This window comes from Tritonibacter horizontis, assembly GCF_001518015.1.
Lineage (GTDB): Bacteria > Pseudomonadota > Alphaproteobacteria > Rhodobacterales > Rhodobacteraceae > Epibacterium > Epibacterium horizontis.
Map to the genome: position 1 here is coordinate 21,162 of NZ_LPUY01000042.1, position 14,892 is coordinate 36,053.

Consider the following 14,892-nt stretch of genomic DNA (forward strand, 5'->3'; position numbering starts at 1 on the left):
TCCAATCATATGACAGCATGGGATATCTCCTGTTGTAAGCGTTGCTGTGTCGCCTCCAGAAAAACAGATCGCTGCTGACACCCTGTTGTCAGTGGGGCATGCTATGATGGCAGCAGACTGTCACCTCATGACCCAGACAAAGGAGGTCGCGGATGTCCCGCAGTGACCGGCTGTTCGAGCTGATCCAGATTCTGCGCACGGCCAAGGGCCCGATGCGGGCCGAAGACCTTGGCGCGCGGCTTGAGGTTTCAAAACGCACGATTTACCGCGATATTGTTGCGTTGCAGGCGATGCGCACCCCGGTCGAGGGCGAGGCGGGGATCGGCTATGTGCTGCGCAAGGGCTACGATCTGCCGCCGCTGAATTTCGACGAAGAAGAGATCGAGGCGCTGCATGTCGGGCTGGCCATGCTGATCCGCACCGGCGATGGCGCCCTGCAGCAGGCGGCCGCGCGGGTGGGTCGCAAGATCTGCGATGTCCACAAGAGCGCCGAGTGGCTGCAGGTGGCCCCCTATGGGGCGCCGCAGGACAATCCCGATTGCGGCTGTGTCCCGATCGCAGTGTTGCGCCAGGCCGTGCGCAGCGCCCAAAAGCTGCGGCTGGCCTATGTCGACAAGGAAAACGTCCATAGCGAACGGGTGCTGCGCCCGCTGGCGTTGATCTATCACGTGGAGTGCACGCTGCTGGTGGCCTGGTGCGAATTGCGCCATGGTTTCCGGCATTTCCGAACCGACCGGATGATTGCGGCGGATCTGCTTGAGGACCGGTTTTCCGCGGATGCGCCGCTGTTGCGCAAACTTTGGCAGGAACAAGAAGACAGTTCATTCGTTCACGCTCCGTGAGGCCCCTCTGCACAGGGCAGGCGACACTGCGCGGCAATCCGCCGAAGCGCATCTCTTGTCGCTTGTTGCTGCTGCGATGTGGCACAATATCTATGCGTAACGTCTCCGCCCGTGATGAGGTCATCCGGTGCGTCCAGAGACAGGATTGAGAAGAAAAGGTAGACTGAATGTCTTTTGCTAAACTCCCCGTGATTGGTGTTCTGACCGCCGCCGTTGCCCTGAGCGCCTGTAACGACCCGGCCTCTTACGGTGCGCCGGGTGGCATCAACCGGTCGCAGAATGGCGCAATCATCGGCGGTCTGATCGGGGCCGGCATCGGGGCGGCGACCTCGGATGACGACAAGGCGGCCACCATTGCCGGGTCGGCGGCCATTGGCGCGCTGGCCGGCGGGCTGATCGGGCGGGAGCTGGACAAGCAGGAAGCAGAGCTGCGCCAGAGCCTGGACAACGATGCGATCTCCATCGTGAACACCGGCGACAAGCTGATCGTGTCCCTGCCGAACGATCTGACCTTTGCCACCGACAGCGCGGCGATTTCGTCGATCGTGCGTGGGGATCTGCGCAAGGTTGCCGGCAGTCTGCAGCGCTATCCGGGCAGCGTGGTGCAGGTGATCGGCCACACCGACAGCGATGGGGCCGCCGCGTATAACTACGGGCTCTCCGAGCGGCGCGCCAATGTGGTCGCGGATGAAATGGCAGCGGGCGGCGTGTCTTACGGCCGCATGCGCATCATCGGGCGCGGCGAAGATGCGCCGGTGGCCAGCAACCTGACGCCGGAGGGCAAGGCCCGCAACCGGCGGGTGGAGATTGTCATCATTCCGCAAGCCACCTGAGCGAAGCCGGATAGGCTGGAACCGGGACGCTGAGGGCAGGACGCCCTTGGTGCGTCCCGCATAGCAGCAGATTGCACCACACTGGCCGCGCAGATGGCGCGGCCTTTGCATTTGACGCGGCTCCGATCCAGCGTCAGTGCCCCGTTTTGTCCGGTCTTGCCCGGGGGCGCCCCGGTTCACACCGGCCGCCATTGAACGGGCGCGCGACGGGTTTGTGTGGTCCTGCACAGCCGCTCTGCGCGCAGCGGCCTTTCACGCCCGTGCCCGCGCGCTTAGCTAAAATCAGACCGATACGTTACGCAGAAAGAAGGAACAGATCATGTCCGACCCCAAATTGCTGCTCATTTCAGGTTCGCTCCGGACAGAGGCGACCAATCGCAAACTGACGCGGGAGGCGGCGCGCCTGTTCGGCGCGGCAGAGGTTGTCGAAGCCGATCTGCGGTTTCCGCTCTACGATGGCGATCAGGAGGCCGACAGCGGCATTCCCGAGGCCGTACAACGCCTGACGGACCAGATTGCCGCGGCGGATGCGGTTGTGATCTCGACACCGGAGTACAACAAAGGCCCGTCCGGGGTGTTGAAGAACGCATTGGACTGGGTGAGCCGGACCGAGGGCAACCCCTGGAAGGACAAGCCGGTTGCGGTGATGTCAGCCGCTGCGGGCCGCGCCGGGGGCGAGCGGGCGCAGATGATCCTGCGCAGCTTCCTGGTGCCCTTTCGCCCCCATGTGGTGCCGGGCCCGGAGGTTCATCTGGCCGGGTCGCGCGAGGCGTTTGACGAGGCGGGCCAGTTGACCAGCGAGCAATACATCAAGACATTGACCGAGCTGATGACGCAGCTGCGGGCGGTGGCGACCGGCAGATCCTGAGCGGCGCAGAGCCCAGGCCCAGGCCAAGGGGGACCCCTGCGGGGCGGGGTGGCTCCCGCCCCTTTGACAAGGACCCCTTTTGGGGATCCTCGGCACAGCGTTGGGCCGAGCGGGGGCCGCGCCGCAGGCGCGGCCCCCGCCCACCGCGATGCGCACCGCGCAGCGCAATCCCTCGATGTCGCGCCAGTCCCCTTTGAACCAGTCCCCTTTGAAACGGAGCCAGAAGCCAAGCCCATGACAGACACACCGATGACCCTTGCCGAAATGGCGACCGAAGTCCTGACAACAGCTGACGGTGCCGAAAAAACCGCCCTGTCGCGGCGCCACGCCGCCGCCTGGCGGGCCGCGCGCACCGGCGACGCGCCTGTGATCGAGATCGGCCATGCCGCACCGCCGCGCCATCCCAACCGCCCCGACAAGCCCGAATTGCTGAACCCGCGCGAGGTGCCAAAGCGCAAGCCCGGTTCGCCGCAGGGGCGTATCGCGCTGTTGCACGCGGTCGCACATATCGAGCTGAACGCCGTCGATCTGCACTGGGACATCATTGCCCGCTTCACGGATGTGAAAATGCCGCTGGGGTTCTACGACGACTGGGTCAAATCCGCGGATGAGGAATCGAAACATTTCAACCTCATGTGCGACTGTCTTGCGGCGCTGGGCAGCCACTATGGCGCCCTGCCCGCCCATGCCGGCATGTGGCGCGCGGCGGAGGATACCACCGAGGATCTGATGGGGCGGCTCGCCGTGGTTCCGATGGTGCTGGAGGCGCGCGGGCTTGATGTGACCCCCGGCATGATCACCCTCTTTCGCAAGGCAGGCCTGACCCAGGCGGTGGAGGCGCTGGAAGTGATTTACGCCGAGGAAGTCGCCCATGTGGCCTATGGCGCGAAATGGTTCAACTTTCTCTGTGGCCGTGACAACCTGGACCCCAAGGCGGAATTTCACGGCCTTGTGCAGAAATACTTCCACGGCGCGCTCAAACCGCCCTTCAACGAAGAAAAACGCGCCGATGCCGGGCTGCCGCCGGATTTCTACTGGCCGCTGGCGGATGAGGAACCGCCCGCCTACGCCCGCTAGATCTGCACCGGATTGACCTGTAGGCGGCCTGCGCGAGCGCCCGCCAAACAGGCCGATATCGGCAGTTTTCTGCCCAAGGCCAAGGAAACGCGCAGCTTTCCCGCAATTGACCCGGAACAGGGTTGCCGAATGGCCACAGTCTGGCTATTCCCATGGGTCAAGGCCAGTGAGGGCCGCTTGGCAGAACCCCAAGCGGCATAGGGTCAGGGGATGGGACAAGGAATATACGGATCGTGCGACGCGGTTTGACACTGAAGATTCACGCGTTTCTCGAACGCCGTTTTCCCGAACGACGGGTTTTTCTGAAATCGGACAGCGATACGCGGTTCATCCGGCTCAGCTCCGAAACCCAGATCCTTGCCGCGGTTGGAACGACGCTCTTTGTGTCCTGGGCCATTGTGGCCACCGCCATCGTGCTGATGGACAGCATCGGCTCTGGTAATTTTCGCGATCAGGCCCGACGCGACCAGCAGGTCTATCAGGAGCGGCTGAATGCGCTCTCGCAGGAACGCGACCGCCGCGTCGAGGAGGCGCTGGCAGCCCAGGATCGCTTCAACGCCGCACTTGGGCAAATCTCGACCATGCAGTCCGAGCTTCTGGCGTCTGAAACCCGCAAACGGGAACTGGAAACCGGCATCGACGTGATCCAGTCGAACCTGCGCCAGACCATGAATGAACGCGAGATCCTGCGGCGCACGGTGCTGGACCTGCGCGAAAAAACCGCACCCGACAGCCCCGAACAACTATTGGCGGCAACGGCGCCAGAGCAGCTTGATTTTCTGACCACCGCGCTGGCGGAAACCGCCGCAGAGCGCGACCAGATTCTGTCGGATGCCCGCTCCGCGCTGGCCGAACGGGACGATCTGGAACTGGAACTGCAACTGGCCGCACAGCGCAACGACCAGATCTTTCGCCAGCTCGAAGAGGCAATGGCGATCTCGGTCGAACCCCTGACCAAGATGTTCTCCAGCGCCGGCCTGCCGCCCGATCGCATCCTGGAACAGGTCCGCCGCGGCTATAACGGCGAAGGCGGCCCGCTGGAGCCGCTGTCGCTCTCCACCCGTGGCACGCCGCCAACCCCGGACGAAGCGCGAGCCAATGGGCTTTTGCACCAGATGAGCCAGCTGAACCTCTATCGCATTGCCGCCGAACGCGCGCCGTTTTCAACACCGGTCAACCTCGGCCAGGTGCGTCAGTCCTCGGGATTTGGCTATCGTCGCGACCCCAAGACCGGCGGACGGCGGCTGCACAAGGGGTTTGATTTTGCAGGTGGAACCGGCACCGATATCTTTTCCACCGCCGATGGTGTGGTCACCCATGCGGGTTGGCAATCCGGCTATGGCCGCCTTGTGACCATCCAACATGCCTTTGGAATTGAAACCAGATACGCCCATAACTCCAACATCCGCGTCAAGGTCGGTCAAAGGGTCTCGCGCGGGGATCACATTGCTGATATGGGTAGCACCGGACGGTCCACCGGGACCCACCTCCATTACGAGGTTCGGGTCAATGGCAAACCTGTAAACCCCATGATCTACATCAAGGCTGCGAGAAATGTTTTCTAAGAGCAAAATCAACGAGCCCGGCCCCAAGCAAGCCGATATGACCCCGGCGACACCGGCTTCCACCCCGGCGCCCTCTTCGGCTTCCGGCAGCGCCACCTCCGGTGCCAGCGAGTATAAAAAGCCCGCCGCGCCCAAGGCAAAACCGCCAGCATCGCTGCTCAGCTCGGATCTGCACATCACCGGCAACATGAAGACCACCGGTGACATTCAGGTTGAAGGCACCGTCGAAGGCGACATTCGCGCCCATCTGCTGACCATTGGCGAATCCGCGACCATCAAGGGCGAAGTGACCGCCGACGATGTGGTGATCAACGGCCGTATCGTGGGCCGGGTCCGGGGTCTCAAGGTGCGCCTGACCTCGACCGCGCGGGTCGAGGGCGACATCATCCACAAAACGATTGCGATCGAGAGTGGCGCCCATTTCGAAGGCTCCGTGCAGCGTCAGGACGACCCGCTGAGCCCCGGCAAGGCCGCCCCCAAGGCGCAACAGCCCATCCCGGCAAAGGCCGAAGGCTAACGCCAGACCACCTGGGCGCATTTGCCCAGTCCGTCATTGTCATGACCAACAGCGCCGGGGGCAAATCCTCCGGCGTTGTTGCATTGACTCGTCAGTTTGGGGAATTCACGTTCCACTTGGGCAGGCAATAAAAAGAAATTTCAAATTTCTGCTAAAACAGGCTTCATCTTTGTAAAAATTGTCAACACTCTGGAAACAGAGACTGGCATCGATTTTCTGGATCTGACGGATTACTTTTCAAACCCGAATTTGGTTTCCCGCACCGATACAAAAATCGTGATTTCCGGAACCGGTGGATTTATCGCCGAATATAGCGGGAAGAATCTCAGTCTCTCGAGCTGGCTTTGGTCCATTGAATCAATTGAATATCGACGCTACGGGGACACCGTTTTTACCTTGGATGGGTTTGATCTGTCTTGGAGCACGATTTCTTCCGGAAACTTGTTCAACCTGCAGTCCATGTCAGGAAATGACTATGTCTTTTCGGATTATTCCGGTGGCGACCGTTGGAACCTCTACGGCGGCAATGACACGATCGAGCTTGGCGCAGGGGATGACACCGTCGATGGCGGATCCGGGTCGGACAGACTTTACGGCAGCGACGGCGACGACAGCCTGATCGGCTCCCGCGGTCAGGATCACTTGTATGGGCGGGACGGCGATGACCAGCTGTTTGGCAGCGCCGGGCGGGATAAACTCTGGGGCGGCGATGGACAGGACCAGCTTGACGGTGGCGCAAACAACGACCTGCTGATCGGCAAACTCGGCCAGGACACGCTGAACGGCGGCAGTCGAATCGATACCTTGATCGGGGATCGCGGAACGGACGCGCTGACAGGTGGCAGAGGCGCCGATGTCTTTGTCTTTGACGGCCAGAGCGACCGCGACCGGGTTTACGATTTCAAAGTTGGAACCGACCGCGTCGAACTCAGGGGAGATTTCAGTTTCTCCGATCTTGATTTCAACGACGTGCGGCGCGGCACCTGGGTGGAGTTCCAAGACAGTCGCATATTGTTTTACGATGTCGAGGCTGCGGACCTTCAGGATACAGATAACTTTCTGTTCTAAACAGGCATCGCGGCGCCCGAGCCCTTCAGCGTCAAATCTGCGGCCCTTTGACTGGGCATCTCACCAGATGATCGCGCCGCGTGACAACAGACCAAAAAAATGGCCGCTCGGAAGCGGCCATTTCAGAGATTGTCAGAAGATGACGGTTTAGTCCGTCACGGTGACCTTGGTCATCACATCCGGCGTGCCGCTGATGGCACCGGACCGCGCCTCGCCGCGTTTGATCGCGTCCACCACATCCATGCCGCCGGTTACCCGGCCAACAACGGTATATTGCCCGTTCAGGAAATACCCCGGCTCGAACATGATGAAGAATTGCGAATTGGCGCTGTTGGGGTTCTGCGACCGCGCCATGCCGACCACGCCGCGTTCAAACGGCAGGTCAGAGAATTCCGCAGGCAGGTCCGGACGTCGCGAACCACCGGTGCCCGCCGCCCGTATGTTTTCCCCAAGACGGCCAAACTGCACATCTCCGGTCTGCGCCATGAACCCGTCGATGACCCGGTGGAACACCACACCATCATAGGCACCCTCGGCGGCCAGCTCGGTGATCTGGGTCACGTGTTGCGGGGCGACGTCTTCCAGCAGGTCGATCACGACCGTGCCATTGGCCTCGCCCTCGATCTGGATTTCCAGACCGGAGGCAAAGGCCGGCCCGGCGGCCAGCACAGCCAGCAGGCTCAGCGATTTATACATCTGCGGCAACCTTGACCGAGATCATCCGGTCCGGCGCCGCTGGCGGCTCGCCCCGGGTGATCGCGTCCACATGTTCCATGCCTTCGATCACGCGGCCATAGACCGTGTATTGACCGTTGAGAAAGTTGTTGTCCTTGAAGTTGATGAAGAACTGCGAATTGGCGGAGTTCGGATTGGCCGAGCGTGCCGCCCCCAGCGTGCCCCGGTCATGCGGCAGCTTGGAAAATTCTGCCGGCAGATCCGGCAGGTCGGAGCCCCCGGTGCCCGCGCGGCCCAGGTTGAACCCGTCTTCCATGTCGCCGTGCTCCACGTCGCCGGTCTGCGCCATGAAGCCGTCGATCACCCGGTGAAAGGCCACGTTGTCATAGGCGCCCGCGCGCGCCAGTTCCTTCATGCGCTCTGCGTGCTTCGGTGCCACATCTGCCAAAAGCTCGATGACGACATTGCCGTCCTTCAGCTCCATGATGATGGTGTTTTCGGGATCCTTGATCTCGGCCATGAGGCCCTCCTGTCTTTTCAGTATTGGCCGAATACCTAAGGCCCATCCCCGCGCTTGCCAAGGGAACAATGTGGCGATCCAGGCCTCCCTGCAGCGGAGCATTGACGAATGGCGCAAAACACGGGACACCCTGAGGGGAATTTTCTGCACCCGCAGCCGGGCGGCGCCCCGGACCGCGTGCTGACATCGTATTGCAACAGAGGAGCCACCGATGGGCTGGAAAACACTCGACGACATGGATCTGGCAGGCAAGACCGTATTGACCCGGGTTGATATCAACGTCCCCATGGACAAGGGCGCCGTCACCGACGACACCCGGATCCGCCGCCTGATCCCGACCCTGTCGGATTTGCTGGCCAAGGGAGCGAAACCGGTGCTGCTGGCCCATTTCGGACGTCCCAAGGGGCAGCGCGTCGCCGAGATGTCCCTACAACCATTGGTGCCTGCGCTGGAGACCGCCTTTGGCGCGGCGGTGGTTTTTGTGGCCGACTGTCGCGGTCCCGCCGCCGAGGCCGCCGTGGCCGCGCTGGCGCCAGGGCAGATCCTGCTGTTGGAAAACACCCGCTTTTATCCTGGCGAAGAGGCCAACGATGAGGCGCTCGCGCAGGATATGGCCAGGCTGGGTGACATTTACTGCAACGACGCCTTTTCCGCCGCCCACCGCGCCCATGCCTCGACCGAGGCGCTGGCGCGCCTGCTGCCGGCCTGTGCCGGCCGCCTGATGGAAGCGGAACTGAAGGCGCTGGAGGCCGCCCTGGCGACGCCGCAGCGCCCGGTCACCGCTGTGGTTGGCGGTGCCAAGGTCTCGTCCAAGCTGGATCTGCTGGGCAATCTTGTCACCAAGGTCGATACCCTGGTCATCGGTGGCGGCATGGCCAATACCTTTCTGGCGGCTCAGGGCATCGACGTGGGCAAATCGCTGTGCGAACATGACATGACCGCCACCGCGCGCGAGATTTTGACCGGCGCGGCCGAGGCCGGCTGCACCATTCTGCTGCCCTCTGACGTGGTTGTTGCGCGCGAATTCAAGGCCGGTGCGGCCCATGAAACTGTCGCCGCGACCGCCTGCCCGCCGGACGCGATGATCCTCGACGCCGGCCCGGCCTCGGTCGCGGCCATCGCGGCGACGCTGGCGGACACCCGGACCCTGATCTGGAACGGCCCGCTGGGCGCCTTCGAGATCGCGCCCTTTGACACCGCCACCAATGCAGCCGCGCAGAAAGCCGCCGAACTGACGGCAGCGGGCGGGTTGATTTCCGTTGCTGGTGGCGGCGACACGGTGGCAGCGCTGAACCAGGCCGGCGCGGCCGAGGCATTCACCTATATCTCCACCGCAGGCGGTGCTTTCCTTGAATGGATGGAAGGTAAGGTCCTGCCCGGCGTGGCTGCGCTCGACCAATAAACGATCATCAAGCGGAAAATTTTCCATAAAAAGAGATGCGTTACCACGCATAAGACAAACAAGGTGGCGCAGCCAGCCTGCGACACCTTGTTTTGAAGTTTCAAAATATCTGCATCGGTGGATCTGTGCCGATCGCTGCCGGGTGTCGTGGCGCTGACAACGGTTTCTTTACCTGCCATGCCGTAGAATTGGGCAAGTCTGCAACGCGTGTTGCATGCACTCCGAACTTGTCAGGTAATTCATATGCGCAACTTTTCTCTTCGTACCCAGGTCCTTATGTTTGCAGGCGCCTTTATCCTTATGCTTGCAACCATTTCCGCGATCGCCTGGGTCAATAACAAACAACTGACGGATGCGATTTACCTCTCCCGACTCAGCAACGCCCAACTCAAAAGCCTTGATGACATCAAGGAAGACATCGAACAGGGTCTCGGCGACCTGCTGTCCTACGCAGTGGGCGTTCCCGACGGGCTTGATCGTCTGCGCGGCAACCTTGAAGAAGTGCGCAGTGAAATCGCTCTGGCTGACGACCGGTTCATCAACGTGAAAATCGCCAGCGCGCGCAATGAGGCGGCGCATGAAACACTCACCGGCCTGTCCGGCAACCTCGACCGTCTCGATGTCGAAATCAACACGCTTGAAGCCGCCGCGGCAGACAGCCAGCGCGCCCTGATCTTTGACTCTGTGATCCCAAAGATTGCCGAGGTCCGCGATGCGGTGGATGGCCTGCAAGACGCCATTGGCGCCCGCAATGTCGAGGCGCTCGCCTATGTCGACCGCAAGATCGAAACCAGCCAGATCACCCAGATCGCCAGCAGCTCCATCGCGGCGCTGATCGCGGTGGCCGTGGGGCTGTTCTTTGCCCGTCAGCTCAGCGCGCCGATGGCCCGCACGGTGGAAACCATCCAGGCCCTGTCGGACAAGGATTACACCCGCGAAAACACCGATGTCGGTCGCAAGGACGAACTGGGCATCATTGCCCGCAACCTTCAGGAGCTCGGCGGCCGCCTGGCCGAGGCCGATGCCATCGAACAGCGGATGCGGGAAGAAAACGACCGCAGAGGCGAGCTGTTCGATACCCTCGGCAATGCCATGAGCAGCCTCAAAGGCGGCGATCTGAACCAGGAAATCCCGCCCTCGGACTGGGCCGACCTCGGCACCGGCTATACGACGCTGTGTTCGGATTTCAACGATCTCTCCAGCTCGTTGGCCGACCTTGTCACCCAGCTCAACCAGAGCTCGGATGTGGTCGAACAGAACGCACGCGAAATGGAACGGATGTCAGACCAGATGTCCCAGCGCGCCGAAACACAGGCGGCCACACTCGAAGAATCCGCCGCCGCGCTTGAACAGATGTCGGCCAGCGTCCAATCCAGCGCCGAACAGGCACAGGCGGCCGATCGCGAGGTCGAAGAAGGGCGCCGCCGGGCGGAACAGGGCGGCCAGGTGATGGCACAGGCCCGCGAGGCCATGACCTCGATCGCCAATTACTCCGAACAGATCAGCCAGATCATCACCTCTATCGACGACATCGCGTTTCAGACCAGCCTGCTGGCGCTGAATGCCGGGGTTGAGGCCGCGCGCGCGGGTGAGGCCGGTCGTGGCTTTGCCGTCGTCGCCTCCGAGGTGCGCGGGCTGGCGCTCAAAGCGGCCAAATCGGCCAGTGAAATCAAACAACTGGTCGCCGACAGCTCCAGCCAGGTGCATGAGGGCGAACGGCTGGTGGAGGCCACTGCCGAAACCCTGACCCAGATCGTCGAGAGCGTCACCAATGTGTCCGGCATGGTCTCCGCCATTGCCAGCTCGGCCGGCGAACAGGCCTCGGGCATCAAGGAAATCAACATCGGCGTCGCCCAACTCGATACCGTCACCCAGGAAAATGCCGCCATGGTGCAGGAAACCTATTCCGCCAGCCAGGAAATGCGCACGCAGGCCAGCCGCCTTGCGGAACTGTTGCAAAGCTTCGTCGGCCACAAGGCCAGCGATGTGGCGCAGGATCCAAAAGCCGCCGCCTGATCCCCGGCCCCACCCCGCCGCAAGGTGCGACGGGGACCGACGGTCGCGGGCTCCTGTTCCTGACGCAGGTGCCCCTCACATCGACAGACACAGGTCTTACTCCCCCGGATCCTTACAAGGTCCGGGGGAATTCTGTTTGTCCCGGACGCTCTGGCCGCCACCGCCGCCATGAAACCACGCCCGGCCCCAGTCGGCCCCTCCGCATCGACAAAACGCCACGCGATCAAACTTCTGCAACCTATGACCATTTTGGGGATTCACAGGCCGATTCGCATGTGACATAACAGGGGCAGACGCGGGGCAAACCGGCGCAACACACCATTGAGCACTTCATACAGGCAACCGACGTGACCCGAAATTCCACGCCCTCCCTGGGCAGCCTCCTGTTCTTCGCTGCGGCGTTCCTTCTGAGCGCCTATTTTACCTTTGCAGCGGTCCAGGGTGATTTCGGACTGTTCCGACGTGTCGAGATCCAGGCCGAAGCGGAAACGCTGAGTGCGGATCTCGACCGTTTGGAACAGGACATCGTGCGGATGGAAAACCTCACCCAGCGCCTGTCGGACGACTATCTCGATCTTGACCTGCTGGACGAGCAGGCACGCTCGGTCCTGGGACTGGCGCGACCGGACGAGATTATCGTCGACTAACCCCCGCCATTGGCGCCGCCCGCTGCGGCTCTGCAGCCCCTATGCATTTGATCCACTGCACGAATTTCCAGCGGAATAAAGCCGTTTGAAACCTTGCGTCACATTATCCCTCGCATGACGGCGCAAAATGCACTAAGAGATAGTTTAGTGTTAAACTACCTAAGCTTTAGGGGGAGCTTGCTGACATGGCCGCAAGAAAAAGCGCTCAGAAATCAAATATTTCCGCTGAAGAACTGACCAAGTATTACCGCGAAATGCTGCTGATCCGGCGATTCGAGGAAAAAGCAGGTCAGCTCTACGGCATGGGCCTGATCGGGGGCTTTTGTCACCTCTACATCGGTCAGGAAGCGGTGGTCGTCGGTCTTGAGGCCGCAGCCGAGGAAGGCGACAAACGCGTCACCTCCTATCGCGACCACGGCCATATGCTGGCCTGCGGCATGGACCCCAATGGTGTCATGGCCGAACTGACCGGGCGCGAGGGCGGCTATTCCAAGGGGAAAGGCGGCTCCATGCATATGTTCTCGAAAGAGAAACATTTCTATGGCGGCCACGGCATCGTCGGCGCGCAGGTGCCGCTTGGCGCCGGTCTGGCCTTCTCCGACAAATACCGGGGCAACGACCGCGTCACCTTCACCTATTTCGGTGATGGCGCGGCCAACCAGGGCCAGGTCTACGAGACCTACAACATGGCCCAACTCTGGGACCTGCCGGTGGTTTTTGTCATTGAAAACAACCAATACGCTATGGGCACAAGCGTCCAGCGCTCGACCAAATCCCCGGCCCTGTGGAAACGCGGCGAAGCCTATGGCATCGCGGGCGAAGAGGTCGACGGCATGAACGTGCTGGCGGTCAAAGAGGCCGGCGAACGCGCCGTCGCCCACTGCCGCGCCGGCAAAGGCCCCTATATCCTTGAGGTCAAAACCTACCGCTACCGGGGCCACTCCATGTCCGACCCCGCGAAATACCGCACCCGCGAAGAGGTGCAGAAAATGCGCGAGGAACGCGATCCCATCGAACAGATTCGCGAGATGCTGCTGACGGGCAAACACGCCACCGAAGAAGACCTCAAGGCGATCGACAAGGACATCAAGGACATCGTCAACAAGTCGGCTGATTTTGCCAAGGAAAGCCCGGAACCGGCGCTCGACGAGCTCTGGACCGATATCTACGCAGCCGACGTGCCGCAGAAAAGCGCCTGAGGGGAGAGACAACGATTATGGCAACTGAAATTCTGATGCCCGCCCTGTCGCCGACCATGGAGGAAGGCACGCTGGCCAAATGGCTGGTCAAAGAGGGTGATACCGTAGGCTCCGGCGATATCCTCGCCGAGATTGAAACCGACAAGGCCACCATGGAATTCGAAGCCGTGGACGAAGGCGTGGTGGGCAAGATCCTGATCGCCGAAGGCACCGAAGGCGTCAAGGTGAACACCCCCATCGCCATCCTGGTGGAAGAGGGCGAAAGCGTCGAGGATGCGGTCGCCGCCGCAGACAGCGCCGACGCCGCCCCGGCAGCTGCCCCGGCCGAGGCCGCGAAGGCCCCCGCCAAGGCCGCCGCGCCCGCAGCGCCCGAGGTGGACGAAAGCCCGGATTATCCCGAGGGCACCGAAGTGGTCGCCACCACGGTCCGCGAAGCATTGCGCGACGCCATGGCCGAAGAAATGCGCGGCAATGAAAACGTGTTCCTGATGGGCGAAGAAGTCGCCGAATATCAGGGCGCCTACAAGATCAGCCAGGGCCTGCTGGATGAATTCGGCGCCAAACGCGTGATCGATACGCCGATCACCGAACACGGCTTTGCCGGCATCGCCACCGGCGCCGCCTTTGGCGGTCTGCAGCCGATCGTCGAATTCATGACCTTCAACTTCGCCATGCAGGCGATTGACCACATCATCAACTCCGCCGCCAAGACGCTTTATATGTCCGGCGGCCAGATGGGGGCACCGATGGTGTTCCGGGGTCCCAACGGCGCCGCCGCCCGCGTTGGCGCCCAGCACTCGCAGTGCTATGCCGCGTGGTACATGCAGATCCCCGGCCTCAAGGTGGCGATGCCCTACTCCGCCGCCGACGCCAAGGGCCTGCTGAAATCCGCGATCCGCGATCCCAACCCGGTGATCTTCCTGGAAAACGAAATCCTCTATGGCAAATCCTTTGACGTGCCCAAGATGGATGACTTCACCGTTCCGTTCGGCAAGGCAAAGATCTGGCGCAAGGGCGAGGATGTCACCATCGTCTCCTTTGGAATCGGCATGACCTATGCCCTTGAAGCAGCAGAGAAACTGGCCGAGGACGGCATCAGTGCCGAGGTCATCGACCTGCGCACCCTGCGTCCGATGGACCTGCCTGCGGTGATCAAATCGGTGATGAAGACCAACCGTCTGGTCACCGTCGAAGAAGGCTTCCCGCAGGGGTCTGTCGGCGGGTACATCGCCAGCCAGGTCATGCAGCAGGCATTCGACTACCTCGATGCGCCGATCATCACCTGCACTGGCAAGGACGTGCCCATGCCCTATGCGGCCAACCTCGAAAAACACGCGCTGATCACCACCGACGAGGTGATCGAGGCGGTGAAACAAGTGACCTATCGGTAAAGGAGAGCGAGAGATGCCCACTGAAATTCTCATGCCCGCCCTCTCTCCCACCATGGAAGAAGGCACGCTGGCAAAATGGCTCGTGAAGGAGGGCGATACCGTCTCCTCCGGCGATCTGATTGCCGAGATCGAAACCGACAAGGCAACGATGGAGTTCGAGGCCGTGGACGAAGGGATCGTTGGCAAGATCCTCGTCGCCGAAGGCTCCGAAGGGGTGAAGGTGAACACCCCCATCGCGGTGCTGCTGGAAGACGGCGAAAGCGCCGATGATG

At 61.8% G+C, this 14,892-nt stretch carries 15 protein-coding genes; 13 read left to right on the forward strand and 2 right to left on the reverse strand.

Annotated features, from left to right (window positions below; genetic code table 11):
• The first annotated feature begins 152 nt into the window (after window positions 1-152).
• From TRIHO_RS07030 to TRIHO_RS07060, 7 genes are all read left to right on the forward strand, one after another.
• Window positions 153-842: a helix-turn-helix transcriptional regulator gene (locus TRIHO_RS07030; RefSeq protein WP_068241627.1), complete on the forward strand. Its 690-nt coding sequence runs from the start codon at window positions 153-155 to the stop codon at window positions 840-842.
• A gap of 167 nt (window positions 843-1,009) precedes the next feature.
• On the forward strand, window positions 1,010-1,675 hold the full coding sequence (locus tag TRIHO_RS07035; RefSeq protein ID WP_068241629.1) for an OmpA family protein: 666 nt from the start codon (window positions 1,010-1,012) through the stop codon (window positions 1,673-1,675).
• Between the two features lie 319 nt (window positions 1,676-1,994).
• On the forward strand, window positions 1,995-2,543 hold the full coding sequence (locus tag TRIHO_RS07040) for an NADPH-dependent FMN reductase (RefSeq protein WP_068241631.1): 549 nt from the start codon (window positions 1,995-1,997) through the stop codon (window positions 2,541-2,543).
• 234 nt (window positions 2,544-2,777) lie between these two features.
• Complete coding sequence (locus tag TRIHO_RS07045) at window positions 2,778-3,620, forward strand: ferritin-like domain-containing protein (protein WP_068241633.1); 843 nt, start codon at window positions 2,778-2,780, stop codon at window positions 3,618-3,620.
• A gap of 233 nt (window positions 3,621-3,853) precedes the next feature.
• Window positions 3,854-5,185 carry a M23 family metallopeptidase gene (locus TRIHO_RS07050; protein WP_068241635.1) on the forward strand — a complete coding sequence of 444 codons (1,332 nt, stop codon included), beginning with the start codon at window positions 3,854-3,856 and terminating at the stop codon, window positions 5,183-5,185.
• The gene (locus TRIHO_RS07055) at window positions 5,175-5,702 is read left to right on the forward strand and encodes a bactofilin family protein (RefSeq protein WP_068241637.1); all 528 of its coding nucleotides are present in this window, start codon (window positions 5,175-5,177) and stop codon (window positions 5,700-5,702) included. Before TRIHO_RS07050 ends, TRIHO_RS07055 begins: the two co-directional genes overlap by 11 nt.
• Window positions 5,703-5,798: 96 nt before the next feature.
• The gene (locus TRIHO_RS07060; protein ID WP_068241639.1) at window positions 5,799-6,770 is read left to right on the forward strand and encodes a calcium-binding protein; all 972 of its coding nucleotides are present in this window, start codon (window positions 5,799-5,801) and stop codon (window positions 6,768-6,770) included.
• Between the two features lie 147 nt (window positions 6,771-6,917).
• On the opposite strand, the gene TRIHO_RS07065 is transcribed toward TRIHO_RS07060, so the two are convergent.
• Window positions 6,918-7,466, reverse strand: a complete 549-nt coding sequence (locus TRIHO_RS07065) for a peptidylprolyl isomerase (protein ID WP_068241641.1) — start codon at window positions 7,464-7,466, stop codon at window positions 6,918-6,920.
• The gene (locus tag TRIHO_RS07070) at window positions 7,459-7,965 is read right to left on the reverse strand and encodes a peptidylprolyl isomerase (protein WP_068241644.1); all 507 of its coding nucleotides are present in this window, start codon (window positions 7,963-7,965) and stop codon (window positions 7,459-7,461) included. Before TRIHO_RS07070 ends, TRIHO_RS07065 begins: the two co-directional genes overlap by 8 nt.
• Window positions 7,966-8,176: 211 nt before the next feature.
• Here TRIHO_RS07070 and TRIHO_RS07075 point away from each other — a divergent pair, with 211 nt between their 5' ends.
• From TRIHO_RS07075 to TRIHO_RS07100, 6 genes are all read left to right on the forward strand, one after another.
• The gene (locus TRIHO_RS07075; protein ID WP_068241646.1) at window positions 8,177-9,367 is read left to right on the forward strand and encodes a phosphoglycerate kinase; all 1,191 of its coding nucleotides are present in this window, start codon (window positions 8,177-8,179) and stop codon (window positions 9,365-9,367) included.
• Between the two features lie 300 nt (window positions 9,368-9,667).
• Window positions 9,668-11,383 carry a methyl-accepting chemotaxis protein gene (locus TRIHO_RS07080; RefSeq protein ID WP_232367728.1) on the forward strand — a complete coding sequence of 572 codons (1,716 nt, stop codon included), beginning with the start codon at window positions 9,668-9,670 and terminating at the stop codon, window positions 11,381-11,383.
• 347 nt (window positions 11,384-11,730) lie between these two features.
• Entirely contained in the window at window positions 11,731-12,030 is a 300-nt protein-coding gene (locus TRIHO_RS07085; RefSeq protein ID WP_068241650.1) for an FtsB family cell division protein, read from the forward strand.
• 185 nt (window positions 12,031-12,215) lie between these two features.
• Window positions 12,216-13,229, forward strand: coding sequence for a pyruvate dehydrogenase (acetyl-transferring) E1 component subunit alpha (gene pdhA, locus TRIHO_RS07090; RefSeq protein WP_068241652.1), 1,014 nt, complete (start codon window positions 12,216-12,218; stop codon window positions 13,227-13,229).
• A gap of 17 nt (window positions 13,230-13,246) precedes the next feature.
• Complete coding sequence (locus TRIHO_RS07095) at window positions 13,247-14,620, forward strand: pyruvate dehydrogenase complex E1 component subunit beta (protein ID WP_068241654.1); 1,374 nt, start codon at window positions 13,247-13,249, stop codon at window positions 14,618-14,620.
• Window positions 14,621-14,633: 13 nt separating this feature from the next.
• Window positions 14,634-14,892, forward strand: a 259-nt coding sequence (locus TRIHO_RS07100; protein ID WP_131811182.1) for a biotin/lipoyl-containing protein, incomplete at its 3' end; no start/stop codon positions are given.